At 66.8% G+C, this 26,040-nt stretch carries 19 protein-coding genes; 9 read left to right on the top strand and 10 right to left on the bottom strand.

The annotated features are described in order from the left end of the window. Positions 1 to 192: 192 nt before the first annotated feature. On the top strand, positions 193 to 4,860 hold the full coding sequence (locus METRZ18153_RS0118065) for a glutamate synthase-related protein (RefSeq protein ID WP_029143872.1): 4,668 nt from the start codon (positions 193 to 195) through the stop codon (positions 4,858 to 4,860). Between the two features lie 17 nt (positions 4,861 to 4,877). Further along, complete coding sequence (locus tag METRZ18153_RS0118060) at positions 4,878 to 6,344, top strand: glutamate synthase subunit beta (RefSeq protein WP_020166069.1); 1,467 nt, start codon at positions 4,878 to 4,880, stop codon at positions 6,342 to 6,344. A gap of 535 nt (positions 6,345 to 6,879) precedes the next feature. Here METRZ18153_RS0118060 and METRZ18153_RS0118055 read toward each other — a convergent pair. Continuing rightward, the gene (locus METRZ18153_RS0118055) at positions 6,880 to 7,389 is read right to left on the bottom strand and encodes a DUF4124 domain-containing protein (RefSeq protein ID WP_029143871.1); all 510 of its coding nucleotides are present in this window, start codon (positions 7,387 to 7,389) and stop codon (positions 6,880 to 6,882) included. Positions 7,390 to 7,536: 147 nt separating this feature from the next. On the opposite strand from METRZ18153_RS0118055, the gene glmU reads away from it, so the two are divergent. Both glmU and glmS read left to right on the top strand, forming a co-directional pair. Then, positions 7,537 to 8,898, top strand: a complete 1,362-nt coding sequence (glmU, locus tag METRZ18153_RS0118050; RefSeq protein ID WP_020166067.1) for a bifunctional UDP-N-acetylglucosamine diphosphorylase/glucosamine-1-phosphate N-acetyltransferase GlmU — start codon at positions 7,537 to 7,539, stop codon at positions 8,896 to 8,898. Positions 8,899 to 8,946: 48 nt separating this feature from the next. Further along, on the top strand, positions 8,947 to 10,785 hold the full coding sequence (gene glmS, locus METRZ18153_RS0118045; protein WP_020166066.1) for a glutamine--fructose-6-phosphate transaminase (isomerizing): 1,839 nt from the start codon (positions 8,947 to 8,949) through the stop codon (positions 10,783 to 10,785). A gap of 262 nt (positions 10,786 to 11,047) precedes the next feature. Here glmS and METRZ18153_RS0118040 read toward each other — a convergent pair whose 3' ends face one another. The 3 genes from METRZ18153_RS0118040 to METRZ18153_RS0118030 form a co-directional block, all read right to left on the bottom strand. Continuing rightward, positions 11,048 to 13,747, bottom strand: coding sequence for a S8 family peptidase (locus METRZ18153_RS0118040; RefSeq protein ID WP_198291223.1), 2,700 nt, complete (start codon positions 13,745 to 13,747; stop codon positions 11,048 to 11,050). Between the two features lie 3 nt (positions 13,748 to 13,750). Continuing rightward, the gene (locus tag METRZ18153_RS0118035; protein ID WP_020166064.1) at positions 13,751 to 14,761 is read right to left on the bottom strand and encodes an AAA family ATPase; all 1,011 of its coding nucleotides are present in this window, start codon (positions 14,759 to 14,761) and stop codon (positions 13,751 to 13,753) included. Between the two features lie 121 nt (positions 14,762 to 14,882). Then, positions 14,883 to 15,197 carry a helix-turn-helix domain-containing protein gene (locus tag METRZ18153_RS0118030; protein ID WP_020166063.1) on the bottom strand — a complete coding sequence of 105 codons (315 nt, stop codon included), beginning with the start codon at positions 15,195 to 15,197 and terminating at the stop codon, positions 14,883 to 14,885. A 331-nt stretch (positions 15,198 to 15,528) separates the two neighbouring features. Between METRZ18153_RS0118030 and METRZ18153_RS0118025 the strand changes: the two genes are divergently transcribed. From METRZ18153_RS0118025 to METRZ18153_RS0118015, 3 genes are all read left to right on the top strand, one after another. Beyond that, on the top strand, positions 15,529 to 17,163 hold the full coding sequence (locus tag METRZ18153_RS0118025; RefSeq protein ID WP_029143870.1) for an ATP-binding cassette domain-containing protein: 1,635 nt from the start codon (positions 15,529 to 15,531) through the stop codon (positions 17,161 to 17,163). A 213-nt stretch (positions 17,164 to 17,376) separates the two neighbouring features. Then, positions 17,377 to 17,586 carry a hypothetical protein gene (locus tag METRZ18153_RS0118020; RefSeq protein ID WP_020166061.1) on the top strand — a complete coding sequence of 70 codons (210 nt, stop codon included), beginning with the start codon at positions 17,377 to 17,379 and terminating at the stop codon, positions 17,584 to 17,586. A gap of 222 nt (positions 17,587 to 17,808) precedes the next feature. Further along, on the top strand, positions 17,809 to 18,144 hold the full coding sequence (locus tag METRZ18153_RS0118015; RefSeq protein WP_198291222.1) for an excalibur calcium-binding domain-containing protein: 336 nt from the start codon (positions 17,809 to 17,811) through the stop codon (positions 18,142 to 18,144). Here METRZ18153_RS0118015 and METRZ18153_RS0118010 read toward each other — a convergent pair. The 3 genes from METRZ18153_RS0118010 to METRZ18153_RS0118000 all read right to left on the bottom strand — a co-directional run bounded on the left by METRZ18153_RS0118010 (position 18,129) and on the right by METRZ18153_RS0118000 (position 20,360). Further along, positions 18,129 to 18,869, bottom strand: a complete 741-nt coding sequence (locus METRZ18153_RS0118010) for an Hcp family type VI secretion system effector (protein WP_232416086.1) — start codon at positions 18,867 to 18,869, stop codon at positions 18,129 to 18,131. The genes METRZ18153_RS0118015 and METRZ18153_RS0118010 overlap by 16 nt on opposite strands. A 126-nt stretch (positions 18,870 to 18,995) precedes the next feature. Further along, a complete protein-coding gene (locus METRZ18153_RS0118005) occupies positions 18,996 to 19,388 on the bottom strand; it encodes a DUF4149 domain-containing protein (RefSeq protein WP_020166058.1) in 393 nt (130 codons plus the stop codon). A 39-nt stretch (positions 19,389 to 19,427) separates the two neighbouring features. Further along, on the bottom strand, positions 19,428 to 20,360 hold the full coding sequence (locus METRZ18153_RS0118000) for a demethoxyubiquinone hydroxylase family protein (RefSeq protein WP_020166057.1): 933 nt from the start codon (positions 20,358 to 20,360) through the stop codon (positions 19,428 to 19,430). Positions 20,361 to 20,541: 181 nt separating this feature from the next. Here METRZ18153_RS0118000 and METRZ18153_RS0117995 point away from each other — a divergent pair, with 181 nt between their 5' ends. Next, the gene (locus METRZ18153_RS0117995) at positions 20,542 to 21,654 is read left to right on the top strand and encodes a VIT1/CCC1 transporter family protein (RefSeq protein WP_029143869.1); all 1,113 of its coding nucleotides are present in this window, start codon (positions 20,542 to 20,544) and stop codon (positions 21,652 to 21,654) included. A 195-nt stretch (positions 21,655 to 21,849) separates the two neighbouring features. Beyond that, positions 21,850 to 23,793 (top strand): ABC-F family ATP-binding cassette domain-containing protein, encoded by a 1,944-nt coding sequence (locus tag METRZ18153_RS0117990; protein WP_020166055.1) that lies wholly within the window; start codon positions 21,850 to 21,852, stop codon positions 23,791 to 23,793. A gap of 349 nt (positions 23,794 to 24,142) precedes the next feature. Here the strand turns inward: METRZ18153_RS0117990 and METRZ18153_RS0117985 are convergent, their stop codons facing one another. The 3 genes from METRZ18153_RS0117985 to METRZ18153_RS0117975 all read right to left on the bottom strand — a co-directional run bounded on the left by METRZ18153_RS0117985 (position 24,143) and on the right by METRZ18153_RS0117975 (position 25,702). Beyond that, positions 24,143 to 24,517 carry a carboxymuconolactone decarboxylase family protein gene (locus METRZ18153_RS0117985; RefSeq protein ID WP_019916536.1) on the bottom strand — a complete coding sequence of 125 codons (375 nt, stop codon included), beginning with the start codon at positions 24,515 to 24,517 and terminating at the stop codon, positions 24,143 to 24,145. Between the two features lie 28 nt (positions 24,518 to 24,545). Beyond that, a complete protein-coding gene (locus METRZ18153_RS0117980) occupies positions 24,546 to 24,857 on the bottom strand; it encodes a hypothetical protein (protein WP_020166054.1) in 312 nt (103 codons plus the stop codon). A 92-nt stretch (positions 24,858 to 24,949) separates the two neighbouring features. Further along, on the bottom strand, positions 24,950 to 25,702 hold the full coding sequence (locus METRZ18153_RS0117975; protein ID WP_020166053.1) for a YkgJ family cysteine cluster protein: 753 nt from the start codon (positions 25,700 to 25,702) through the stop codon (positions 24,950 to 24,952). Positions 25,703 to 26,040: the final 338 nt, after the last annotated feature.

Here is a 26,040-nt window from a genome sequence, read left to right as displayed (position 1 = left end):
CCCCCAAAGTGCCTGTGCCGGTCTCACCGACGAGTCGGCGAGGCCACCCGAGCCGGTGCCCGCCAAATCCCCTCTAGAGGATGACCGCGGAAACCGGCTTTTTCGTGGATGCGGCGGTGCGAATTCCCGCAGTGGCGAGCGATCAGAGCGATGCCGCGCGCGGTTGGCAAACGAGTTTCGAGGACGAAAGCAATGGGTCTTCCCCATACTCAGGGTCTGTACGACCCCGAAAACGAGCGTGATGCATGTGGTGTGGGTTTCGTTGCGAACATCAAGAATCGCAAATCGCACGACATCATCGAACAGGGTCTGCTGATCCTGAAGAACCTCGATCACCGTGGCGCAACCGGTTACGACCCGCTGCTCGGCGATGGCGCCGGCATTTTGATCCAGATGCCTGACGCGCTGATGCGCGCCGAGGCCGCGAAGATCGGCATCACGCTGCCGCCCGCCGGCGACTACGCCTGTGGAACCGTTTTCCTGCCGCAATCGGCCAATGGCTGTGCCGCCTGTGAGTCGGTCGTTGCGCGCATCATCCACGAAGAAGGCCTCACCTTCCTCGGCTGGCGCGACGTTCCGCGCGACAGCAGCATACTCGCCGAAGCGGCGCGTGCCATCGAGCCGCAGATGCGCCAGGTGTTCATCGCCCGCCCCGATACGGTGGCCGACCAGACCGCCTTCGAACGCAAGCTGTTCGTCGTGCGCAAGCGTGTCGAACACGCTGTGCGTGCACTGAAGCTGGCCGACGTGAAGCAGTTTTACATTCCGTCGCTGTCCTCGCGCACCCTTGTATATAAGGGCATGCTGCTGGCGCACCAGGTGGGCGAGTACTTCGCCGATCTGCAGGACGCGCGTACGCAGTCCGCGCTGGCACTGGTGCACCAGCGCTTCTCGACCAACACCTTCCCGACCTGGGATCTGGCTCACCCCTTCCGCATGATTGCCCACAACGGTGAAATCAACACCGTGCGCGGCAACATCAACTGGATGAAGGCGCGTCAGAAGTCGATGAAGTCGGCCGCGCTCGGCGACGACCTCGACAAGCTGTGGCCGCTCATCGTCGAAGGCGGCTCCGATTCGGCCTCGTTCGACAACGCGCTCGAACTGCTGGTGATGGGGGGCTACTCGTTGGCCCACGCCATGATGATGCTGATCCCCGAAGCCTGGGCAGGCAATCCGCTGATGGACGAAGAGCGTCGCGCCTTCTACGAATTCCACGCCGCCATCATGGAGCCGTGGGACGGCCCGGCCGCCGTGGCCTTCACCGACGGCCGCCAGATCGGCGCCACGCTGGACCGCAACGGCCTGCGTCCGGCGCGCTTCCTGGTCACCGACGACGACATGGTCGTGATGGCCTCCGAAATGGGCGTGCTGCCGATTCCGGACGAGCGCATCGTGCAGAAGTGGCGCCTGCAGCCGGGCAAGATGTTCATGATCGACCTCGAAAAGGGCGCGATCATCGAGGACGCCGCGCTCAAGCACGAGCTGTCCACTGAATACCCGTACGACAAGTGGATCACCGATTCGCGTTTCTTCCTGACCGAACTGGAAGAGATCAAGTACGCCACCGAGCGCAGCGAAACCCTGCTCGATACGCAGCAGGCCTTCGGCTACACGCAGGAAGACATCAAGTTCATCCTGGCGCCGATGGCGGCCGGCGGCGAAGAAGCCATCGGCTCGATGGGTAACGACTCCGCGCTGCCGGTGCTGTCGGACAAGAACAAGCCGCTGTATTCCTACTTCAAGCAGCTGTTCGCCCAGGTCACGAACCCGCCGATCGACCCGATCCGCGAAGAGATCGTGATGTCGCTCGCCTCCTTCATCGGCCCGCGTCCCAACCTGATGGGTGTGGCCGACAACGAGGACGGCCTGACGCCGCGCCTGGAAGTCACCCAGCCGGTGCTCACCAACGAAGACGTGCTGCGCCTGCGCGACATCGAGCGCCTGACCGGCGGCAAGTACCGTTCGCTGGTACTCGACATCACCTACCCGGCGGCCGACGGCGCCGCGGCCTGCGAAGGGGCGATCAAGCGCCTGCAGGAAGCGGCCGAGAAGTCGGTGGCCGATGGTTTCAACATCGTCATCCTGTCCGACCGCGCCGCCTCGCGCGAGCGCGTCGCCATTCCGGCGCTGCTGGCCACGTCGGCCGTGCACCACCACCTGGTGCGCAAGGGCCTGCGCACGCTGACCGGCCTCGTGATCGACACCGGTTCGGCGCGTGAAACCCACCATTTCGCGCTGCTCGCCGGTTACGGCGCAGAGGCGATCTGTCCGTGGCTGGCTTTCGACACGATCGCCGAAATTTCCAACGAGCTGCCGTCCGGTCTGTCGACCAAGGACGCGTCGAAGCGCTTCATCAAGGCGGTGGGCAAGGGCCTGAACAAGGTCATGTCCAAGATGGGCATCTCGACCTACCAGTCGTACAGCGGCGCGCAGATCTTCGAAGCGATCGGCCTCAACTCGGCCTTCGTTGCCCGCTACTTCACCGGCACCGCCACCCAGGTCGAAGGCATCGGCCTGCAGGAAGTGGCCGAAGAGGCGCTGCGCACGCACGCCCAGGCCTTCGGCAACGACCCGGTGCTGGCCAATGCGCTCGATGCCGGTGGCGAGTACGCCTTCCGCATCCGCGGCGAAGAGCACATGTGGACGCCGGACGCGATCGCCAAGCTGCAGCACTCGACGCGTACCAACAAGTACGACACGTACAAGGAATACGCCCGCATCATCAACGACCAGACCAAGCGTCACATGACGCTGCGTGGTCTGTTCGACATCAAGCCGGCGGGCGCACCGGTGCCGCTGTCCGAAGTCGAGCCGGCGACCGAAATCGTCAAGCGCTTCGCCACCGGCGCGATGTCGCTCGGCTCGATCTCGACCGAAGCGCACACCACGCTGGCCATCGCGATGAACCGCATCGGCGGCAAGTCGAACACCGGCGAGGGCGGTGAAGATCCGATCCGCTTCAACCCGGTGACCGAAGACACCACGCTCGACAAGCTGATCGGCTCGTCGCGCGTCGAAGTCGCGCTGCCGCTGAAGAAGGGCGATTCGCTGCGCTCCAAGATCAAGCAGGTTGCGTCCGGCCGTTTCGGCGTCACCGCCGAATACCTGGCCAACTCCGACCAGATCCAGATCAAGATGGCCCAGGGCGCCAAGCCGGGCGAAGGCGGTCAGCTGCCCGGCCACAAGGTGTCGGAATACATCGGCTTCCTGCGCCACTCGGTGCCGGGCGTCGGTCTGATTTCGCCGCCGCCGCACCACGACATCTACTCGATCGAGGATCTGGCCCAGCTCATCCACGACCTGAAGAACTCGAACCCGACCGCTTCGATCTCGGTCAAGCTGGTGTCGGAAATCGGTGTCGGTACCGTGGCCGCCGGCGTGTCCAAGGCCAAGGCCGACCACCTGGTGATCGCCGGCCATGACGGCGGCACCGGTGCCAGCCCGATCTCGTCGATCAAGCACTGCGGTACGCCGTGGGAACTCGGTCTGGCCGAAACCCAGCAGACCCTGGTGCTGAACCGCCTGCGCGGCCGTATCCGCGTGCAGGCCGACGGACAGATGAAGACCGGTCGCGACGTGCTGATCGGCGCGCTGCTCGGCGCCGACGAATTCGGCTTCGCCACCGCACCGCTGGTGGTCGAGGGCTGCATCATGATGCGCAAGTGCCACCTGAACACCTGCCCGGTCGGCGTCGCCACCCAGGATCCGGTGCTGCGCAAAAAGTTCACCGGCCAGCCGGAACACGTGGTCAATTACTTCTTCTTCGTCGCCGAAGAAGTGCGCGAACTGATGGCCTCGATGGGCGTGCGCAAGTTCGACGATCTGGTCGGCCGCTCCGACCTGCTCGACACCCGCGCCGGCATCGAACACTGGAAGGCGCGCGGCCTCGACTTCTCGCGCATCTTCTACATGCCGCCGGTTCCGGCCGAAGTGTCCCGCCTGCACAGCGAAACGCAGGACCACGGCATCGACCGCGCGCTCGACCACAGCCTGATCGCGAAGGCGAAGGACGCCATCGAAACCGGCAAACCGGTCGTCGTCGAATCGCCGATCACCAATGTGAACCGCACTGCCGGCACCATGCTGTCGCACGAAGTGGCGCGCCGCTATGGTCACAAGGGCCTGCCTGACAACACCATCATGGTGAAGCTCAGCGGCACCGCCGGCCAGAGCTTCGGCGCCTTCATCGCGCGCGGCATCACACTGGAACTGACCGGTCAGGGCAACGACTACGTCGCCAAGGGCCTGTCGGGTGGCCGCATCGTGATCAAGCCGTCGGACGCTTTCCGCGGCGCATCCGAGAAGAACATCATCGTCGGCAACACCGTGCTCTACGGTGCGACTGAAGGCGAGTGCTACTTCCGCGGCGTTGCCGGCGAGCGTTTCGCCGTGCGCAACTCGGGCGCCATCGCGGTGGTCGAGGGCACCGGTGACCACGGCTGCGAATACATGACCGGCGGCACCGTGGTCGTGCTCGGCCAGACCGGTCGCAACTTCGCAGCCGGCATGTCGGGCGGCGTCGCCTACGTCTATGACGAGGACGGCAGCTTCGCCAAGCGCTGCAACATGTCGATGGTCGAACTCGACACGATCAGTGGCGATCTGGCCAATGACGCCGACGACCACATCATCGGCGAGGCGGCGATCAACCACCTGACGATGAGCGACGAAGCCATTCTGCGTCGCCTGATCGCGCGTCACGCCGCCTTCTCGGGCTCGAAGCGTGCCGCCGACATCCTCGCCGACTGGGCGAACGCCCGTGGCAAGTTCGTCAAGGTGATGCCGGTCGAGTACCGCCGCGCGCTGCGTGAAATGGCTGCCAAGGCGGATGCGCCGGCTGCAGCGATGGCCAAGTAACAGGAAAAGAATCGAACATGGGAAAGTCCACCGGTTTTCTTGAGTACCAGCGTCTGTCCGAAGCATCGCTGCCGGTCGCCGAGCGCGTGCGCAACTACAAGGAGTTCGTGCTCCACCTGAGCGACGAGGAAGCGAAGATCCAGGGCGCGCGCTGCATGGACTGCGGCATCCCGTTCTGCAACAGCGGCTGCCCGGTCAACAACATCATCCCCGACTTCAACGACCTGGTTTACCGCCAGGACTGGAAGCAGGCGATCGAGGTGCTGCACTCGACCAACAACTTCCCGGAATTCACCGGCCGCATCTGTCCGGCGCCGTGCGAAGCCGCCTGTACGCTGAACATCAACAGCGACGCAGTGGGCATCAAGTCGATCGAGCACGCCATCATCGACAAGGCCTGGGAGAACGGCTGGGTGGTGCCGCAGCCGCCGGCGACGAAGACCGGCAAGAAGGTCGCGGTCGTCGGTTCGGGCCCGGCCGGCATGGCCGCTGCGCAGCAGCTGGCGCGCGCCGGTCACGACGTGACCGTGTTCGAGAAGAACAGCCGCGTCGGCGGCCTGCTGCGCTACGGCATCCCCGACTTCAAGATGGAAAAGTCGCACATCGACCGCCGCATCGCGCAGATGGAAGCCGAAGGCGTGACCTTCCGCACCGGTGTGCAGGTCGGCCCGCTGCCCGAAGGTTCGCCGGTGCACAGCGACGCCGCCACCGTGGTCAGCCCGGAGCAGCTGAAGGCCGAGTTCGACGCCGTCATCCTCGCCGGCGGTGCTGAACAGCCGCGCGACCTGCCGGTGCCGGGCCGCGAACTGGCCGGCGTGCATTTCGCGATGGACTTCCTGCCGCTGCAGAACCGCGTCGTTGCCGGCGACACCGTGCCCGACCAGATCATGGCCACCGGCAAGCACGTGGTCGTGATCGGCGGCGGCGACACCGGTTCCGACTGCGTCGGCACCTCGAACCGTCACGGCGCGGCCAGCGTCATCCAGTTCGAACTGATGCCGCAGCCGCCGGAGTCGGAGAACAAGCCGCTGGTATGGCCCTACTGGCCGATCAAGCTACGCACCTCGTCCAGCCACGAAGAAGGCTGCGAGCGTGACTGGGCGATCGCAACCAAGGAATTCATCGGCGAGAACGGCAAGGTCACCCAGGTCAAGACCGTGCGCGTCGAGTGGAAGGACGGTCGCATGCAGGAAGTGGCCGGCACGGAGCAACTGCTGAAGGCCGACCTCGTGCTGCTCGCGATGGGCTTCGTCAGCCCGGCCGGCAGCATCATCGAAAGCTTCGGCGTCGAGAAGGATGGCCGTGGCAACGCCCGCGCCACCACCGACGGTGAAGGCTGCTACGCCACCAACGTGCCCAAGGTATTCGCCGCCGGCGACATGCGCCGCGGGCAATCGCTGGTGGTGTGGGCGATCAGAGAAGGGCGCCAATGCGCCCGCGAAGTCGATCAGTTCCTCATGGGTTCCACCACCCTGCCGCGTTGATCTCTCCGCCCCTCTCTGACCGCCCACAGGCGGGGAGAGGGGAACGCCGGCCGACCGGCCGGCGTTGGCGCGGGGCCGGCAGTGCGCACGCGAAGTCGATCAGTTCCTGATGGGCAGCACCACGCTGCCGCGTTAAGTCTCCCTCAGCCCTCGCTCACGCCCTTCGGGGAGTGGGGAACATCGGCCGGCCGGTGTTGGTGCGAGGGTCGCAATCGCGAGCAAGCTCGCTCCCACAAAGACCTGGCTCGGGTTGGGTCTCGGGTCAGGCGCCCCCCATGTAGGAGCGGTCTTCCGACCGCGACTGCGGCGCCTGAGTAGGAAGCGGTGCTTGATCACAGGCCCCGTCGGGGTCAGAAGACCCCTCCCACAGAGCCCCGCCCGGGCTCCGGCTGCGGATCGGGCGCCTCCCCTGTGGGAGCGGCCTTGGCCGCGACGCGGCCGCTGCAGTCCGCCGGCTTCGACGCAGGCTGCTGTCGGGGTCAAGACCCCTCCCACAGAGCCCCGCCCACTCGCCGGCGACCGCTCAAGCGCCCACCTACGGCAACTTTCGCATCAGCACCGGCGGCTCAGGGGGCGGGGCGGGCGGACGGGCTATCGGCGGGTAGAGGGGAGGGTGGCGACGGATGATGCGTGGCGGTACGCCGTACAGGGTTTCCTCGATCAGCGCCGGATCGTCGCAATCCACTCGCCTCTGTTCCAGGCAGCGACGGCGCGCTTCCGCCATCGCAGCTTCCTGCCGCGCGGCGCTCTCTCGCGCGACCGATGCACGTTCCCGCTGCAATGCCGATTCGACCTCGCGCTGTACCGCGTCGCGGTCTGCCATGCCGCCGGCGGGGCTCGGCGGCGTCGCAGCACGGGCAGGGGGCGGTGAGCCGGTCACGGTGAGCGGATCGACGGTGCGGATCGGTGTCGATTTGCGTCCCTCGGGCGGCGCGTCGCCGTAATTCACGACGCCGCGTTCATCGACCCAGCGGTGCACGGTGTCGCCCGCGAACAGCGTCACGGGCAGCATGCAGAGGGCGGCGTAAAGGGCGGCGGCTTTCATGTCGTAGACCTCCCGGTTGAATTGTTAAATCTATGGCAACGCGCACGTCGGCAGGTTGCAAACACGCGGTGGGCGAGAACTGCTGCGCAGCAGGCCGTCGTACCCCGAATGCTAGAATCCACGCGGTTTTCCGCCATATGGTGTCCGATGCAGATCGTCATTCTGGCAGCCGGGCAAGGCAAGCGCATGCGCTCCGCCCTGCCCAAGGTGCTGCAACCCCTGTCTGACCGCCCGCTGCTCGGGCATGTGCTGCGCACCGCAGCGTCCCTGAACCCGTCGCACACCTGCGTGGTGTACGGCCACGGTGGCGACGCAGTGCGCGCGGCCTTCCCCGATCTCGCGGTCGACTGGGCGCTGCAGGCCGAGCAGCTCGGCACCGGTCATGCGGTCCGCCAGGCGCTGCCGCATCTGTCGCGCGACGAGCCGGTACTCATACTTTACGGCGACGTGCCGCTGCTGCGCGCCGACACGCTGGTCAAGCTGGCCGAAGCGGCCGGCAACGACAAGCTCGCCATCCTTACCGTCAGCTTCGACGACCCGACCGGCTACGGCCGCATCGTGCGCGACGGCGAAGGCCGCATCGTGCGCATCGTCGAGCAGAAGGATGCCTCCGAGGCCGAGCGCGCGATCCGCGAAGTAAACACCGGCATCATGGTCGTGCCCGGCGGCAAGCTCGCCGGCTGGCTCGACCAGCTGTCGAACGACAACGCCCAGCGCGAGTACTACCTGACCGACGTGGTCGCCGCCGCCGTGCGCGACGGCGTTCCGGTGGTGAGCACGCAGCCGGCGCGCGTGTCGGAAACGCTGGGCGTGAACGACAAGGCGCAACTGGCCGAACTCGAACGCATCCATCAGCGCGAAAACGCCGAGCGTCTGCTGGCCGAGGGCGTCACGCTGCGCGACCCGGCACGCATCGACGTGCGCGGCGAGCTGGTCTGCGGCCGCGACGTCGAGATCGACATCGGCTGCATCTTCGAAGGCCGCGTCGAATTGGGCGACGGCGTCAAGGTGGGCGCGCACTCGGTGCTGCGCAACGTCACCGTCGCCGCCAGCACCGTCATCGCGCCCTTCTGTCATTTCGACGACGCCGTGGTCGGCGCCGGCTGCCAGCTCGGCCCCTATGCGCGTCTGCGCCCCGGCGCGAACCTGGCGGAAGACGTGCACATCGGCAACTTCGTCGAAGTGAAGAACAGCGATATCGCCGCCCACAGCAAGGCCAACCACCTCGCCTACGTCGGCGACGCCACCGTGGGCAGTCGCGTGAACATCGGCGCCGGCACCATCTGCTGCAACTACGACGGCGCCAACAAATTCCGCACCATCATCGAAGACGACGTGTTCATCGGCTCCGACACCCAGCTGGTCGCACCGGTCACCGTCGGCCGCGGTGCCACGCTCGGCGCCGGCACCACGCTGACGCAGGACGCACCGCCGGGCGAGCTCACCATCTCGCGCGTGCGCCAGACCACCATCACCGGCTGGACCCGGCCGGTGAAGAAAAAGAAATGACCGGGCAGTAACCGACACACAACGCATCGCAACGGCAAAGGATTTCCCATGTGTGGCATCGTCGCGGCCATCGCCGGCCAGAACATCGTTCCCGTCCTGCTCGAAGGGCTGCGCAAGCTCGAATACCGGGGCTATGACTCGGCCGGCCTCGCCGTGCTGAATGGCGCCAACGGCACCGAACTGCGCCGCCTGCGCTCGGTCGGCCGCGTGGCCGAACTGGCCACCCAGGCCAGCGAACAGCAACTCGACGCCGCCATCGGCATCGCCCACACCCGCTGGGCCACGCACGGCGTGCCGTCGGAGCGCAACGCGCACCCGCACATCAGCGACGGTCTGGCCGTCGTGCACAACGGCATCATCGAAAACTTCGAGCCGCTGCGCGCCCGCCTCACTGGCCTGGGCTACACCTTCACGTCGGAAACCGACACCGAAGTGATCGCCCACCTGGTGCGCCACCACCTGAAGACCACGCCCGACCTGCTCGACGCCGTGCGCGCCACCTGTGGCGAACTGATCGGCGCCTACGCCATCGCCATCGTCACCGAAGGCGAAGACTCGCGCATCGTCGTCGCCCGCCACGGCTCGCCGCTGGTGCTCGGCCAGTCGGATTCCGGCAACTACGCCGCTTCCGACACCTCGGCGCTGCTGCAGGTCACGCGCAACATGATCTACCTCGAAGACGGCGACATGGCCGAACTCACCCGCAACTCGATGCGCATCATGCGTCTCGACGGCACGCCGGTCGAACGCCCGGTGCAGGTGAGCCAGCTTTCGGCCGACGCGGTCGAACTGGGCAGCTATCGCCACTACATGCAGAAAGAGATTTTCGAGCAGCCGGCCGCGCTGTCGAACACGCTCGAAATGCTGGCCCAGGCGCGCTCGATTACGCCCAACCTGTTCGGCGTCGAAGCCGACAGCGTGTTCCGCTCGGTGCGCCGCGTGCTCGTGCTCGCCTGCGGCACCAGCTTCCACGCCGGCCTGGTCGCCCGCTACTGGCTGGAAGACATCGCCGGCATCGAATGCTCGGTCGAAATCGCCAGCGAATACCGCTACCGCAAGCCGGTGGCCGACCCCGACACGCTGGTCGTCACCATTTCGCAGTCGGGCGAAACCGCTGACACGCTGGCCGCGCTGAAGTACGCCAAGTCGCTTGGCATGACCCGCACGCTGGCCATCTGCAACGTGCCGGAATCGGCCATCGTGCGCGAATCCAGCCTGCGTTTCATCACCCGCGCCGGCCCGGAAATCGGCGTTGCCTCGACCAAGGCCTACACCACCCAGCTCGCCGCGCTCGCGCTGCTCACGCTGGCCATGGCCAAGACCCGCGGCACGCTCAGCGTCGCGCAGGAAGAGAAATACCTCGGCGCGCTGCGCCACCTGCCGGGCGCGGTCACCCGCGTGCTCGAGCTTGAGCCGCAGATCCAGGCCTGGGCCGAACGCTTCGCGATGAAGCACCACGCCCTCTTCCTTGGCCGCGGCCAGCACTACCCGATCGCGCTCGAAGGCGCGCTCAAGCTCAAGGAAATTTCCTACATCCACGCCGAAGCCTACCCGGCCGGCGAACTGAAGCACGGCCCGCTGGCGCTGGTCGACCGCGACATGCCGGTCATCGCCATCGCCCCGAACGACGCGCTGATCGAAAAGCTCAAGAGCAACATCCAGGAAGTCCGCGCCCGCGGCGGCGAGCTCTACGTCATCGCCGACGCCGGCACTGAAATGGTCGAAGGCGAGGGCGTGCACATCCTGAACATGCCGGAGAACTACGGCCTGCTGTCACCGGTGCTGCACGTCGTGCCGCTGCAGTTGCTCGCGTATCACGCCGCGCTGGTGAAGGGCACCGATGTGGACAAGCCGCGGAATCTGGCGAAGAGCGTGACGGTGGAGTGACAGCTGGCGGCGCGCGCGCAGACTGGAACAAATAAAGTCGGCCGGTGAAAAGTAAAGTTGGTCGGGAATGCTAGACCAGCAAAAAGCCGGCGATCCCTCATTCGGCCTAGTCTCGTCTTGGCGAGTCAGCACGCATCACATGGCCGCGCTTTGCATGCCTAGAGCGACGGGCAGGTAGTAGCCCCGCTAAAGATCGCAGGCCAAACCTAGCCTTGCACGCTCAGCAGCTGCATCAATCCCGTTTTGGTTCTGTGTCCGCGCGTCACTCAGTAGCTTCGACTTCCACTTCGACCTCGTTGCCCTCGATGTCGGCTTCGGTCTGGGCCTGAAGCTCGGCAATCGCTACGCGCAGCGGTTCGTAGATTGCGATTTCGCCGCCCAGGATTTCAAAGGTTACCGCGAGTACATAGCGCGCCGTCGAGTCGGGGTCACGGCTCCATCCCTGATGACCCACCACGGCGATGCAGAAGTGGTCGGGTAGGCTGTTCGAGCGGACGACCGCCCAGTCTTTCTGCACTGTTCCGCTGTTGCGCTTGAAGTCACGGATCAGGCCGTCCTGGGGCTTGTCATGCAGCACCCAAGGCAACGTGGTGCCAGGCAGCGGCGCCTCGCCGTTTGCCGCATCTTTCATAGCGCGCACGCGAAAGTCATGCACCCCCTCCCCCAGCCTGCTGGCTTTCCAATCCACCCAAGTTGAGAGATACCGGCGCAGGTTGCGGCGCGTGCGCCGCGGCTGGGCGACGTACGACAAGGTCACGTCAATCCGGATATCGAATTCATCGGCCTGCTGACGCAGTTCGGCGGGGATGGGCACTTGATAGATGTGACACTCACCGGCATGTATTCCGGTCTCTCCGCTCGTGATGAGCGTCGTTCGATGGTCGGTGTTGGTGGTTGCTCGTGCAGCATCCGGTACTCCGAAACCCAAGCTGCGGAAAGCACTGGACGCCGATGCGAATAGGGCCTGCTTTTCCAGAGGCGTCATGCCGGGCGGCGGATTGCGCAAACGTGTTAGCAGGTCTTCAGCCCACGCCGGCCACTGTGCCGATTGCACGACAAGTGCGCGGTAAAGGAGTGCAGGCTCAGCGGGCAAGACACGCTGCACTTGGGCTGCAATGCGCGCGACCTTGGGGGCTGCAAAAGAGGTGCCGGCAGTGTCGCGGTCCGCTGCGGGTCCGGGACCATGCAGCGTCGAGCGGACAAGATGGGGGCATGCGGCAGGGATGACGCCACCCGCCTGCAGGTCGGGCGGTGCGTTGTTTGTGCGTGCGGCATCGCCGCCATACTCCACAACTTCAGGCTTGATGACGTTCCAGATGCCGGGGCCTGTCCGGGAGAATGCCGAGGGGCTCGCGGGCTTATTGGCGAAGGTACGCCATGCCCCTTGCTCGGCCGCGTTATAGGCGATCGAGCCAACGGTCAGCGCCTGGAGGCTTTGGCCCGGGTTGGCGATGCGCGCCGAGTTTTCGGCGAGATAAGCTGGATAGTCTCGGCCTGCGGTCAGATGGTCGGCGATGCCCAGGAATGGCGGAGTGCCTTGCAGCGGCAGGTTACCGGCGCTTTGCACGATGAGCACATCCCGCTCGTTGCATAACTGGTCGATCTCGGCCGCCCAGGATGACATATAGCGCGTGCGGCAGGAGCTGCGCGCGTTGATCGAGTGATTGAAGATGCGAGTCTGGCGCGGGCCGTCGTTGAAGCGTTCGACTGCCATGCGCAGCGCTTCGGGCGGGAACAACTCGACCGGCATCGCGTTCTGGACGTCGAGCACGCGGGCGTTCTGAATCCAGAAAGGTAGTTGCGGTGCGCCGGCGGCCGGCACGTCCTCGCCGTAAAGCACGGCGCCTGCGATGCGCGTGCCGTGGCCGCCGGGCGCCACTTCATCAGCGACGGCCGTCGCGGCTTGACCTGGCAGGAAGCAATGGGACGTGGCTTGGTCGATGCTTGGCTGCAACAGGACGTGCGCCTCTTGGATGCCACTGTCGATGATGCAGACGGCGGGCGCGTCGGCATCGGGTGCGACCGGCGCGACTGCGAGTGCCGCTTGTGCGCCTTGCTGGCCCTGGTTTTGGGGCAGCGCGATATCTTCCGGTTCGACGACCTCGAAGATGTAGGGATAGTTGAGGACGAAGTCCTTCAGACCCTTGCCCGAGATCTTCAGCCGCACCGTGAAACTGTCCGGCAGGACGCCGGCGTCGAAGTCGGCGCTGTCCTTCATATGTAGGATTTCGGCTTGATAGAACTCGGTGAACTTCTGGATGGAAGTCTCGCGTTCGATCTTGATGTCGTCCCACTCGATGTAGGCGCTGGCTCGCGACTGCGACCACTCGTACTCTTTGGCCGCCCACTGTGCGTCGGTCGCGCGCTTGCCGCGTACCGGATGCGGCGGAATTTCCTGAGTGCCTGCACAGGCGATGCCGATGTCAACGATGTAGAGCTGGTCTTCGTCGATGGTGCCCCACGACGCCATCAACTGGTCGGAAAGGATGCGACCCAGCCGGTCCGTCTGGTCGGGATCGTCGAATAGCGTGTGGACCTCGGCGATGGTCGCGGAGCCGTGCACGGTGACAGCAAACCCTTGGGCCATGTTGCGGAACGCCGTCAGCTGAATGTCTTCTGACGCCACGATCACATAGCCGTCTTCCTGCTCGGCCACGATCTCGAATTGGAACTTGGCGCGCAGCGCGTCGAGATCGAGGCCGGTATCAATCTGCAGCAGGATGGGAATCCCTGCGGGAATGTCCGGGAGCGCCGGGCCTGCCGCTTGGCGCTGCGCCTTGCGGGCGTGCCAGTTCGTAATGAGTGCCTGAGCCGCGGTGTCCAAGGCAACGCTGTGCGCTTGGCGTTGCGTTCCCTTGTTGGCTAGAGTTTGTGGCGACGGATCGCCGCCTCCGCGCAGGCGTGCCTTGCCTTGGTAGCGCAGAAGCAGTGGCAAGTGTTCAAAGTTGTGTGTTCCCGGCATGGCTTACGCCCTTTGTGCCGCATCATGCCGTTGCAACTCCTCGACGGCCCTGAGTAGCTTGTCTTGCGACAGGGATGGGCGGCCGGCTAGCACTGCAGCTTTGGCGGCGTCCTGGGCGGCCTTCACGACCATCGCGGCCGATGAGCCTTCGAGTTTGGCGATCAGAGGCTCCCAGGCGATGGGCCTGTCCATTCGTACGCTAGACAGCGTCATCTTCAGCAACTTTTCGATCTCGGCCTTCCCGGGCAGCGGGATGGCGAACACATCGTCGAAGCGTCTGAACAGCGCCGGGTCCAACGCGGACTCCAGGTTCGTCGTCGCGACAAGCAGGCCGGGGGCGTCGTACTCTTCCATTAGCTGCAACAGCGAATTAACGATGCGCGAAACCTCGCCAATGTCCTTGGAGGCCGTGCGCGAACGTGCAATGAAGTCGCATTCGTCAAGCAGCAGCACGCAGGGTTTTTCGCGGGCACTGCTGAAGATGGATCGGAGGTTCTGGGCTGACTCGCCGAAAAAGGATGATATCAGCACGTCGAAGCGCACCTTCATGAGTGGCAAGCCAGTATTCCAAGCCAGCCGCTTAGCGCCCAGCGATTTGCCGCAGCCTGGCGGGCCGTAGAGCAGCACGGTTTTGCGGGGCTTAAGTCCGAAGGTACGCAGCCGGTCGCGCGCTGCGTACTCGGCTTCGATGCGAGAGAAACGTTGCTCGACAGCATCGGGCAGCACCATGTGGTGCTCCAACTGGTCGTGCGGGATGAGCGTGGCAAGCGTCTCCCCGTGGCGCCGGCTCATTGGCAGTTCTTTGAGCGTGCGCTCAATGTTTGCTGACGGAGCGGGGGGTAGCGGTGCACGCTTTGTCTTAGACTGCTTGAGGATTGCCTCTAGCTGCTCAGCCAGTCTGACGTGGCCTGTCTTGCGCTCTGTTTCGACGATTTTTTCGGCGAGCCGATCCAAGTCGGATTGCGAACCATCGGCAATGGCTCGCACTACTCGTTTCAGAATATCGGCGTTCATACGATGTCACCCTCATTTGCGAGCCATCGGACGAGTGATAGGGCGCCGACTGACTGGATTCCACTGCCAAAGCCTAGTCCGCACACCTGCGGCCGAATCGCATGTTGCTGGAGCAGCGCAGTCATGCGACGACCTCCAAACCGTGCTTCTTAACGAGGTGCAGTAGCTTGAGCGCAGTGCCCGCTGGCTTCTTCTGCCCGATCTCCCATTTCTGAACGGTCGAAAGACTCGTGTTCAGTAGTCGCGCAAAAACCGCTTGACTGACATGCGTGCTTTCGCGGATGCGCTTTATTTCCGCGGGCTCCAAAGGTTCGACCGGTGGCAGCCAGTGTGGGTCGAATTCGCGCAGTGTGACCTGATCCGTCACGCCGGCACTGCGCAATCCTTTGACTGTGTCGCTCACGGCCTCAACAGCGGGAAACCTCGTCTTAGTCATCGCAATTATCCTCTGCCGACATGCGGTCAATATCAGTATTAATTATAGCACCAGGTGCTATAAGGGTCGAACTGAGTTCCCAGTGATTCTTTCTAGACGCCAACCTTCCTCAGAATGAGGCGTTATGGAGGTGTCGATGGAAACGAAGAAGTTGCAGCAACGCTTCACCGAGGAGTTCAAGGTCGAATCGATCACACTTCGCCCGATACTCAAGTTCCTGCAAGTGTTAGACATCCAGATGAACGCTCGGTCCCACGTTCTAACCCTCCCCACCGCTGCCCGCGACCTCTACCGCGCCCTCTGGCTCCACGCCCGCGGCGCCCGTGCGCAGATGCTCGGGGCCGCGGCGCTGCTATCCGGCGCGCAGCTGCTGCGCCTCACCATGCCGTGGCTCGCCGCGCAGGCGATCAATGCCTTGCAGCAGGGCGACATGGCGACGGCGGGACGGTGGATTCTTTATCTGGTCGGCATCTATCTGCTGTCCTGGCTGCTGCATGGGCCGGGGCGGGTGCTGGAGCGGAATGTCGGCGTGCGGGTGCGCGTGCGGCTGGCGGATACGCTGTATGCGCGCATCGCGGCGGCGCCGCTGGCCTGGCGGGACGGGCGGCATTCGGGTGAGCTGCAGCACCGCGTGATGCAGGCGAGCCGGGCGCTGTCGGACTTCGCGCAGAACCAGTTCGACTATCTGCAGAGCGCGTTCAACTTCGTCGGTCCCCTGGTCGCGCTGGCGCTGCTGTCGCGCACCAGCGGCGCGATCGCGGTGAGCGGCTATGTGGTGATCGCGCTCATCATCCTGCGCTTCGACCGCACGTTGATGCAGCTCGCGCGCGCCGAGAACGATGCCGACCGCCGCTATGCCGCGGCGCTGCTCGATTTCGTCGGCAACGCGGGCACGGTGATCGGGCTGCGGCTGCAGGCGGCGTCGCGTGTGCTGCTGGGCCGGCGCATGGAGGCGGTGATGGCGCCGCTGCGGCGCGCGGTGATGGTGAACGAGGGCAAGTGGTTCGCCGTGGATCTGCTCGGCATGGGGCTCACCTGGGTGCTGGTGGTGGTGTATGTCATGCAGGTGCGCGAGCCGGGGCAGGCGGTGGCGCTGGGCACGGTGTTCATGATCTACCAGTACGCGCAGCAGGCGGCCGGCGTGGTGGCGTCGCTGGCGTCGAACTTCCAGGGCTTCGCGCGCATGCACACCGACTACTGCAGCGCGGAGCCGATCTGGATCGCACCCGGTGAGCCGGATGCAGAGGTGCCCGCGGTGCAGGCGGACGCGTCGTGGCAGACGCTGGCACTGCGCGGCGCCACCTGGCGCTACGGCGACGACGCGCGCGGCGGTCTGCGCGGCGTGGATCTGGAGTTGCGACGCGGCACACGCGTCGCGCTGATCGGCCCGAGCGGCGGCGGCAAGAGCACGCTGCTGCGCACGCTGGCCGGCCTCTATCTGCCGCAGCAGGGCGAACTGCTGCGCGACGGCGTGCCGGTGCCGTGGGCCGAACTGCGCACGCTCGCTACGCTGATTCCGCAGGAAGCCGAGGTGTTCGAAGCCAGCGTCGAAGAGAACCTCACCTTCGGCCAGCCGGCCGATGCGGCGGCGCTGCAGTCGGCCATGCACGCCGGCGTGTTCGACGAGGTGCTCGAGCGCCTGCCGGACGGGCTGCAGAGCAGCCTGAGCGAACGCGGCGGCAACCTCTCCGGCGGTCAGCGGCAGCGCCTGGCGCTGGCCCGCGGTGCGCTGGCGGCGCAGGGCAGTTCGCTGCTGCTGCTCGACGAACCGACCAGCGCGCTCGACCCGCAGGCCGAAGGTCGGGTGTTCGACCGCATGGTGGCGGCCTTCCCGTCGGCCTGCATCGTCGCGTCGGTACACCGGCCCAGTCTGCTCGCGCGCTTCGACACCGTGGTGGTCGTCGAGGCCGGTCGCGTGGTCGATGCCGGCCCGCGCGACGAGGTGCTGGCGCGGCGGACGCACTGAGTGGCCTCACGCGGATTTGATCTGGATCAAATTTTGCTCTGATCGCGCCGAAGGCATGAATTCATGTCGCCCTTGTCGTGACTGTCGCAAGCCGGTGAGCGCTTGCTTGCCGCGCCTGCGATGAAGACAAGGCGCCGGAGCGGCCCGTCGGCCGCCCGCGCCTGTTCTTCGCACGCCCTCAGCCCGCGCCGCCAACGCCACAGGAGACCCACCATGACGCTTCGCACCTACAGCATCACCCCCGACGCCGCGAGCGGCGCCCCCGCCGGCAACTATGTCAGCGCCGACGACGCCACAAAGCTGGAAGAAACCCTGAGCGCGCTCATCTGGGGCGTGCTCTACGGCAAGCCCATCGACGGCTCGCGCCTCGCCGTGCAGGCCGAACAGGTGCTCGCCGGTCTGCGCGTGAAGGAAGCGGCCTGATGGCACGCGCGCGACCGTCGCGCGCCTCCGCGACGAAGAGCGCGTCCTGTCGGAGAGGAATGCCTCGACCGTCGTGACGCAGGCGGCCGGCAGCGCTGCCGGGTCCGGGGCGCTGCCGGTGCGCGCGTCATGGCGTGGCCTCTCGGGCGCCTCATCCGCGGCCGATTCGCCTCGCCCTGTGCCGCGGTTAGACTGCGGGCCATCCCTTCCCCCGCCGTCGCGATGCGCTTCAGTCCTTGCCCCCTGCGGATGTTGCCCGGCGCGCTGACGCTGCTGGCGTGCGCCGGCGCGGCGGCCCACCCGGGCGGCCTGAACGCCGAGGGCTGCCACAACAACCGCAGGACCGGGGACTACCACTGCCACCGCGGCGCGCCGGCGCGCACCTCATCGTCAGCGACGGAAGGGGCGGCCGCGGTGCCGACCGGACGCGCCTTCCGCAACTGCGCCGAGGCGCGGGCGGCGGGCGCTGCGCCGGTCCGCGCGGGCGAGCCCGGCTACGGCCCGCACCTGGACCGCGACGGCGACGGCATCGGCTGCGAGCCTTACCGCGGACGCTGAGCTGCCGGCGACGCACCGCCTGCACGTTGCCGTGCGCGCCGCCGCGCCGCGAAACCTGTCAGCCCCAGGCCGGCGAGCAGCAGCGCCCAGCTTTCCGGCTCCGGCACCATGAGCACGGTCGGTCCGGACAGTCCCATCGCATACACCGCGGCCAGCGCGTCGGCAGAGCCGGTCCGCGTCGACAGGTCATAGCTGCTGACGAATTCTTCGCCGACGGCGCCGGACGATTTCAGCGTGATGTACTTCAGCGTGACGGTGCGGTATTCGAGCGCAGCTGACAGGGCCGGCGCGCTGCCGCTGCTGCCGGTCAGGTCGAACGTGGTGACGAAGGCGTCGGTGAACACCATCTCGAAGAAGGTGGCGCGGCGGCCTTCGATGTCCGTCGTCGCGTGCAGCGTCACCGTGTCCAGCACGTCACCATTGCTTGCCCGTTCGAACAGCTTGGCCACACTGGCGTCGAGCCCCTGCGTCCATTCGAAGTCGCGGAACACCGGGCGACGGATCGTGATGTCGCTGGTAGGGCCGCCGCTGACCGTTTCGATGCCGAAGCCCCAGTTGAAGGTATCGATCTCGTTCCAGTTCTCGTGCTTTTCGTCGGTGCTTGAGCCCTTGATGTCGTCCAGCTTCAGGAAGTAGTCGAAACCCGCCTGCGCCTGACCCGCGCACAGCGCAAGCGCGACGGAGGCGGCCATCAGTACGGGGCGGAACGGTGTCGGAACGCGCATGGAAATCTCCCTTTTCGAGTGGGTGACGGCCATCGGGGCGGACGCCGGACGGCCCGCTTCGCGCAGCACGCAAAGTGCATCCATTAAAGCAGCCCGCATGCGCAGCGGACAGCGCTCCGTGCGATTTCAGACGAAGCGCGCGAGTACCACGCCCGACACGACGATGTGCGCCAGCGACACCAGCACCGAAATGCCGTGCAACCACTTGAAACGGGTTTTCCGTCCGCCGTCGGTGGCGGCGTTGATGGCCGGCATCAGCAGCTGCCGCGTGGGCAGCGTGCTCAGCGCGATCAGGCCGAGCAGCGTCGCCGACGTGCGGTCCTGCGGCCACAGCAGCAGCGCCGCCAGCGCCGCGGTGACGATTACGAACAGGTAGAAGTGCGGGAAGGCGCGACGTAGCGTGGCGCCGGCCATCGCGGCGGGCAGGGTGGAGAACAGCACGGCCGCAAAACCGAAGGAATAGAGCAGCATGCCGCCGAACAGCAGCGCGACCAGCAGGAGGCTGACGATGTCGAGCATGGGCGTCCCTGTGTCCGGAAAGTCAGGCTGTCGTTGCGCTCAGAGCCGGCGCGCGACCATTACGGCGGCGGCCGAGCCGGCGCCAACCAGCGCGCACCAGACGCGCAGCGGCCACGGTGCGGGGCTGACCTGCAGCGACGTGGCCTCGTCCCGGTGCGCGCGCTCGTCAGCTTGACAGTGCAGCAGCAGCGGCAGCAGTCCGTCGGGCCCGCCGTGGGCGTGCAGGTAATCGATCTGCTGCTGGTAGTGGCGATCGACGAAGGTTTCGACCGCGGCAATGGTGGCCCAGGTGGCGCGTCGACCGAACAGTGCGGGCAGGGCGCCGGTCAGCCAGCCGGCGACGCGCCACGGGCCGAGCAGGCGACTGCGCTGCGGCGGCGGCAGCCAGCTCTCGATCAGGCGCAGGTGTTCTGTTTCGGTGTCGCCGTGACGTCGTGCAAAGGCCTCCAGCACCTCATCGCCCCGCCATCGGGCGACTGCCGCGATGCCTCGGTAGATGAATACCGCGCCGGTTTCGCCGGCGTGGTCCGAACGCAGTTCGCGCGCGAGCCAGGGCGACAGCGCCTGCGCCGCTGCAGCCGGTTCGAAGCGACGGGCCCGCGCCTGCAGCCACGGCCGGACGCGCAGGAAGCCGCAATAGGCCCGCTCCAGCAGTGGCAGCACGCCGGGGAGCTGCGCCAGGCGTGCCAGCCAGCGCCAGCCGGGCAGGCGGGCCCACATCGCGACGAAGGCGGCGGCGCCGTCCAGCCGCGAGCCGTTGGCGCGCTGCACGTGGAAGCGCGCGAGCAAGGCCGTCCGCTCGGCCGCGAAACACGCGCTGTCGGGCGCGTCGGCACTGATGTCGACAAAGCACAGCGCACTGTCCTGCCGCCGGTCCGCCAGCCCCTTCACGTGCGCGATCTCGCGCCGGCACAAGGGGCATCCGCCGTCGTAAAGCACGGTCAGCGTGTCCGGCTGTTCTGGCGCGTTCAAGGCAGTTCCTCCGGGTGGTCGGGGCGCGGTGGCGGCGAAGATCGTCTGCCGCCGGCGTAACGCGTTACGCGGCATTGACGGGCACCCGGCGGTCAGGGTTCCCGTCTTCGGGGCGACGGCTGCGCCGCACACCGGCGCACGGATCGGGCACCATCGCGGCTTCGCTTTGCCTTCGCACGCCATGACCGCTTCCGCTGACCGTTACCAGTCCAATCTGCGCGACGAGCTCGACGGCGCCGCGCTTTACGCCGCGCTGGCGGAGGCCGAGTCCGATCCGGTCCGGCGCGACCTGTTCCGCCAGCTGGCGGAGGCCGAGGCGGCACATGCGCAGCTGTGGCGCAGCAAGCTCGAGGCTGCAGGTGTCAGGCCGGAGGCGTTCCGGCCGAGCTTCCGCACGCGCGTGCTGGCGGCGCTGGCGAAGCGCTTCGGGCCATCCTTCGTGCTGCCGTCGGTGGCGACCGCCGAATTCGCCGACCGCGACAAGTACGCCGGCCAGGCCGACGCGGCGTCGCTGTCGGCGGAAGAGCGTTCGCACGCGGCGGTGCTGGAGGCGGCGGTGAGCCAGCCGCGCGGCATGAGTGGTGCCGCCATCGCCAAGGGCGAGCGCTGGCACCGCGGCGGCTCGGGTAACGAACTGCGGGCGTCGGTGTTGGGCGCGAACGACGGGCTGGTGTCCAACCTCTGCCTGGTGATGGGCGTGGCCGGCGCCGGTGCGCCGGCGCAGACCATCCTGCTGACCGGGCTGGCCGGCCTGATCGCCGGTGCGGTGTCGATGGCGCTGGGCGAATGGCTGTCGGTCACCAATTCGCGCGAGTTCGCGCAGGCGCAGATGGCGGCCGAGGCCGCCGAACTGGAAGAGACGCCGGAGGCCGAGCGCAAGGAGCTGGCGCTCATCTTCCAGGCCAAGGGCTTGGCCCGCGAGGATGCGCAGCGCGTGGCGACCGAACTGATGCGCGACAAGAAGGCGGCGCTGGACACGCTGATGCGCGAGGAACTGGGCATCGATCCGGCCGAGCTGGGCGGCAACCCGTGGAGCGCGGCCGGCTTTTCCTTCATGCTGTTCGCGGCTGGTGCGCTGTTCCCGGTGCTGCCCTTCTTCTTCACCGCGGGTCTGCCCGGCATGCTGTGGAGCGGCGGCCTGTCGGCGGCTGCACTGGCCGCGATAGGGCTGGCGACTTCGCTGTTCAGCGGGCGCGGCCCGGTGTTTTCGGTGCTGCGTCAGGTGCTGATTGGCGCCGCGGCGGCGGGCGTCACCTACGGCACCGGCGCGCTGATCGGGGTGTCGCTGGCCTGAGCGGGCCGGCCGGCCCTCGATTGACGGCCACCCCCGCCGCCCCCGATACTCCGCCCCCGGCGGCGCCTATATATATGCGTCGCTCCGCCGCTGCTCCGGCAGCCGGCGATCCGCGCCGGGCCGCCCGCGCATCCGCTCATCCCCACGTCCTGCCGCCGTTTGCCCTGCGGGAGAACCCGCTGGAGTTTCACCCGCATGATCACGCTCAGAAACGTCGTCCTTCGCCGCAGCGCCAAGGTGCTGCTCGATGGCGCCACCGCCACCATCAATCCGGGCGAGAAGGTTGGCCTGGTCGGCCGCAACGGCGCCGGCAAGTCGACGCTGTTCGCGCTGCTCAACGGCACGCTGCACGAAGACGGCGGTGAGTTCAGCATGCCGGCGCAGTGGCGCATGGCGCAGGTGGCGCAGGACATGCCGGAAACCGACCAGCCGGCCACCGATTTCGTGATCGAGGGCGACACCGCGCTGCTCGCCGCGCAGAAGGAAGTGCAGGCCGCCGAAGCCACCGACGACGGCGAGCGCATGGCCTACGCCTACATGGCGCTGCACGACGCCGGCGCGCACGACGCGCAGTCACGAGCGCAGGCGCTCATCCTCGGTCTGGGCTTCACCGCTGACCAGATGTGCAATCCGGTGAACAGCTTTTCCGGCGGCTGGCGCATGCGCCTGCAGCTGGCGCGCGCGCTGATGTGTCCGTCCGACCTGCTGCTGCTCGACGAACCGACCAACCACCTGGATCTGGACGCGCTGGTGTGGCTGGAATCGTGGCTCAAGCGCTACGAAGGCACGCTGGTGGTGATCAGCCACGACCGCGAATTCCTCGACGCCATCACCAACGTGACGCTGCACATCGACGCCGGCAAGCTCACGCGCTACGGCGGCAACTACAGCACCTTCGAAGACATGCGCGCGCAGCAGATGGAACTGCAGCAGAACGCCTACGCGAAGCAGCAGGACAAGATCGCCCACCTGCAGAAGTTCATCGCCCGTTTCAAGGCCAAGGCGAGCAAGGCCAAGCAGGCGCAGAGCCGGGTCAAGGCGCTCGACCGCATGGAGAAGCTGGCGCCCATGCTGGCCACCGCCGACTTCAACTTCGAGTTCAAGGAGCCGGCCAACCTGCCCAACCCGATGCTGGTGATGGAAGAGGCGAGCTTCGGCTATCCGCCGCCGGCCGACGCACCCGCCGGCACGCCGCCGACGGTGATCGTGCGCAACGTGAACAAGTCGGTCATGGCCGGCCAGCGCATCGGCATACTGGGCGCCAACGGCCAGGGCAAGTCGACCGCGGTCAAAACCATCGCCCGCGCGCTGGCGCCAATCGCCGGCCGCGTGACCGAAGGCAAGGGGCTGACCATCGGCTACTTCGCGCAGCAGGAACTGGACGTGCTGCGCCCGCAGGACAATCCGCTCGAACACATGACGCGCATGGCGCGCGAAGGCCTGCCCGCCGGGCAGAGCGGCCGCGAGCAGGACCTGCGCAACTTCCTCGGCACCTTCAACTTCAGCGGCGACATGGTGAAGCAGGCGGTCGGCACCATGAGCGGCGGCGAGAAGGCGCGGCTGGTGCTGTGCATGCTCGTGTGGCAGCGCCCCAACCTGCTGCTGATGGACGAACCGACCAACCACCTCGACCTCGCCACGCGCGAGGCGCTGGCGGTGGCGCTGAACGAATTCGAAGGCACGGTGATGCTGGTGAGCCACGACCGCTCGCTGCTGCGTTCGGTGTGCGACGAGTTCTGGCTGGTGTCGCGCGGCGGCATCGAACCGTTCGACGGCGACCTCGACGACTACCAGCGCTACCTGCTGGACGAAGCGAAGCGCGCGCGCGAAGTGCTGAAGGATTCGATGAAGGCCGCTCCGGCCGAAGCCGCGCCCGTCGTGCAGGCGCCGCCGGTCGCTGCGCCGGTCAAGAAGGCGCCGGTGAACCTCAAGGCGCTGAAGAACGAGCTCGGCAAGCTCGAACAGCGCATCCTCGAACTGCAGACGAAGAAGCACGCACTGACCGCCAAGCTCGCCAGTCCGCTGCCGCCGAAGGAAATCGGCGAAGTCGGCGTCGAGCTGCAGAAGGTGGACGAAGAACTCGAAGCGCAGGAAATGCGCTGGCTCGAGGTGTCGGAGCAGATCGAGGCGGCGGGCTGATCCTGCTGGCGGCGTCGGTGCGCTGAATCGCCGGCTGGCGACAGGCCAAGGTTCTGTGGGAGGGGTCTTGACCCCGACAGCAGCTAGTACCGAAGCCTGCGGATTGCGCCGGCCGTGTCGCGGCCAAGGCCGCTCCCACAGAGGCCACGCTCGTCTGCGGCTGGGAGGCTGGATCTTGTAGGAGGGGTCTTCTGACCCCGACAGCGGCCCGTATCGAAGCCTGTGGACCGCAGCGGCCGCATCGCGAGCAAGCTCGCTCCCACAAGAACGCGGCTCCGGCGGCGGTCGGGGAGTGCTTTCGTGGGAGCGAGCTTGCTCGCGATGGGGCGGTCGATCAGCCCTCAGCGGTTCACAGCCGATACGAATCCAGCACTTCCTGCGCTGCGCGGAACGCTTCGCCGGCGGCCGGGACACCTGCGTAAACCGCACAATGCAGCAGCGTTTCGCGGATTTCCTCGACCGTGCAGCCATTGTTCAGCGCGCCGCGCACGTGGCCCTTCAGCTCGTGCGGGCTCTTCAGCGCGGTCAGTGCGGCCAGCGTGACCAGACTGCGGGTGCGGCGGTCCAGACCATCGCGGTTCCACACCGCGCCCCAGGCGTGCTCGTTGATGAAGTCCTGCAGGGGCTGATTGAATTCTGTGGCGTTGCCGAGGGCACGGTCGACGAAATCGTCGCCCATGACTTCGCGGCGTACCTGCACGCCCGGTTTTTTCTGTTCGCTCACGGCGTGACGGCTCCGGTCAGGTGTGTTTTCACTTGCCGGCCGGTGCGGCCTGCTTCATGTCTTCTTCGCACTTGCGCATGAAGGAGTTCTTCGCTGCGCCGGCCAGCGGCTTGCCGTCCTTGCTCAGCGCACGCGCTTCGCAGTCGGTCTTGTGCATGGCTTCGCGATGGCATTTCTGCATGAAGGAGGACTTGGCGGCGCCGACCAGCGGCTTGCCGTTCTTGTCGATGGCGGCGGCTTCGCACTTCGAGTCGGCGGCGGCATCCGGGCTGGCGTCGGCGGCCAGAGCGCTGCCACAGGCGAGCAGGGCGGTCAGTGCGGCGATGATCATCTTGTTCATGTCGATCTCTCCCGTTGGGTAGGTGCGATGGCGTATCGCCCGCACATGATGAACAAAGCTGCGCCGCTCGGCAAAGCCTGCGTCATGCCGCGCTAGCCGGCCGGGATGCGCACGCCCGGTGCTTTCAGCCAGTCGAAGGTGCGCGCCATCTCGGCCGGGCTGACGTCGTTCACCTGCGAGTCGGCGAACACGTCGTCGCCGGCCAGCCAGTCCGCTTCCGATTCCGGCGCGGCGAGCGCCAGCATCAGCGCGTGATTCAGCTCGTACGAAGCCCAGCTGCAGCCGGCGTCGCGCAGCGCCGACTGCAGCGCGTTCTGCACCAGGCTGCGCACCATGCGGTGGGCGACCGAGTACGGAATGTCGTCGATCTCGCCGCAGGCCGCGCGATCGCACGCGGTGCGGTCGTGCGAGGCGTGGCCGCGACAGGCGAGCGGGCGCACCGCGTAGATCGCACAGGCGCCGTCGTCGTCGATGAAGGGGCAGGTCGCCCGCAGCGCAACGCGGTCGTCGGCATCGGCGTCGCGCGTGTCGTCGTCGGCGGCGGCGAGACGACGTACCAGCCGGGCACATACCGCCGGGTCGGCTTCGCGCAGATGGCGTGCGATGTGCAGCACCTCGGGCGCGGTGGCGGTGACGCGCACCGTGCAGCAGGTCGCGCAGCCGCGGTCGCAGGCGACCGGCGCACCGGCGTCCATCCGCGCCTGCAGCGCCTGTTCGAAGTTGTCGAAAGCCTCGCCCAGCAACTGCGCGAGCAGTGCGTCGTCGTCGCGTTGCGACGCCAGAATCTGTGAAAAGGTCGCGTGACGTGCGCGGAAGAAGCGCAGGTTGTCGTCGTCGGCGGTCATGGCGTGCACACTCCGGGCGGATAGGGTCTGCGTGCCACTGTACGAAGGCGGACGGCGCGCCGGGTTGATGCAGCGCAAACGGGACGCGCGTGCAGCGGGAAGTTCATATTGGCCGAGCAGGCGGACGTGTTCGCGAGGGCGGCGGGGCTTCTGTGGGAGGGGGCTTCTGACCCCGACAGCGGCCGGGGCCGAAGCCGGCGGACCGCAGAGGCCGTGTCGCGGCCAAGGCCGCTCCCACAGGAAACGCGCCCGATCCGCTGCCGGAGCCTGGCTTCTGTGGGAGGGGGCTTCTGACCCCGACAGCGGCCTGCATCGAAGCCGGCTGACCGCAGCAGCGC

It is taken from the genome of Methyloversatilis discipulorum (assembly GCF_000385375.1).
In the GTDB taxonomy this organism is placed as follows: domain Bacteria; phylum Pseudomonadota; class Gammaproteobacteria; order Burkholderiales; family Rhodocyclaceae; genus Methyloversatilis; species Methyloversatilis discipulorum_A.
The sequence above is the reverse complement of the archived record's forward strand: the minus strand, read 5'-3'. Positions and strand labels throughout refer to the sequence as shown.

Excerpts from the sequence above, each read along its gene's own strand:
- METRZ18153_RS0117980 (WP_020166054.1), bottom strand. The coding sequence starts at position 24,857 with ATGAACAAGATGATCATCGCCGCACTGACCGCCCTGCTCGCCTGTGGC.
- METRZ18153_RS0118025 (WP_029143870.1), top strand. The coding sequence starts at position 15,529 with ATGCTCGGGGCCGCGGCGCTGCTATCCGGCGCGCAGCTGCTGCGCCTC.
- METRZ18153_RS0118010 (WP_232416086.1), bottom strand. The coding sequence starts at position 18,869 with ATGCGCGTTCCGACACCGTTCCGCCCCGTACTGATGGCCGCCTCCGTC.
- METRZ18153_RS0118035 (WP_020166064.1), bottom strand. The coding sequence starts at position 14,761 with ATGAACGCCGATATTCTGAAACGAGTAGTGCGAGCCATTGCCGATGGT.
- METRZ18153_RS0118020 (WP_020166061.1), top strand. The coding sequence starts at position 17,377 with ATGACGCTTCGCACCTACAGCATCACCCCCGACGCCGCGAGCGGCGCC.
- METRZ18153_RS0117990 (WP_020166055.1), top strand. The coding sequence starts at position 21,850 with ATGATCACGCTCAGAAACGTCGTCCTTCGCCGCAGCGCCAAGGTGCTG.
- METRZ18153_RS0117995 (WP_029143869.1), top strand. The coding sequence starts at position 20,542 with ATGACCGCTTCCGCTGACCGTTACCAGTCCAATCTGCGCGACGAGCTC.
- METRZ18153_RS0117975 (WP_020166053.1), bottom strand. The coding sequence starts at position 25,702 with ATGACCGCCGACGACGACAACCTGCGCTTCTTCCGCGCACGTCACGCG.
- METRZ18153_RS0118065 (WP_029143872.1), top strand. The coding sequence starts at position 193 with ATGGGTCTTCCCCATACTCAGGGTCTGTACGACCCCGAAAACGAGCGT.
- METRZ18153_RS0118015 (WP_198291222.1), top strand. The coding sequence starts at position 17,809 with ATGCGCTTCAGTCCTTGCCCCCTGCGGATGTTGCCCGGCGCGCTGACG.
- METRZ18153_RS0118055 (WP_029143871.1), bottom strand. The coding sequence starts at position 7,389 with ATGAAAGCCGCCGCCCTTTACGCCGCCCTCTGCATGCTGCCCGTGACG.
- glmU (WP_020166067.1), top strand. The coding sequence starts at position 7,537 with ATGCAGATCGTCATTCTGGCAGCCGGGCAAGGCAAGCGCATGCGCTCC.
- METRZ18153_RS0118005 (WP_020166058.1), bottom strand. The coding sequence starts at position 19,388 with ATGCTCGACATCGTCAGCCTCCTGCTGGTCGCGCTGCTGTTCGGCGGC.
- METRZ18153_RS0118040 (WP_198291223.1), bottom strand. The coding sequence starts at position 13,747 with ATGCCGGGAACACACAACTTTGAACACTTGCCACTGCTTCTGCGCTAC.
- glmS (WP_020166066.1), top strand. The coding sequence starts at position 8,947 with ATGTGTGGCATCGTCGCGGCCATCGCCGGCCAGAACATCGTTCCCGTC.
- METRZ18153_RS0118030 (WP_020166063.1), bottom strand. The coding sequence starts at position 15,197 with ATGACTAAGACGAGGTTTCCCGCTGTTGAGGCCGTGAGCGACACAGTC.
- METRZ18153_RS0118060 (WP_020166069.1), top strand. The coding sequence starts at position 4,878 with ATGGGAAAGTCCACCGGTTTTCTTGAGTACCAGCGTCTGTCCGAAGCA.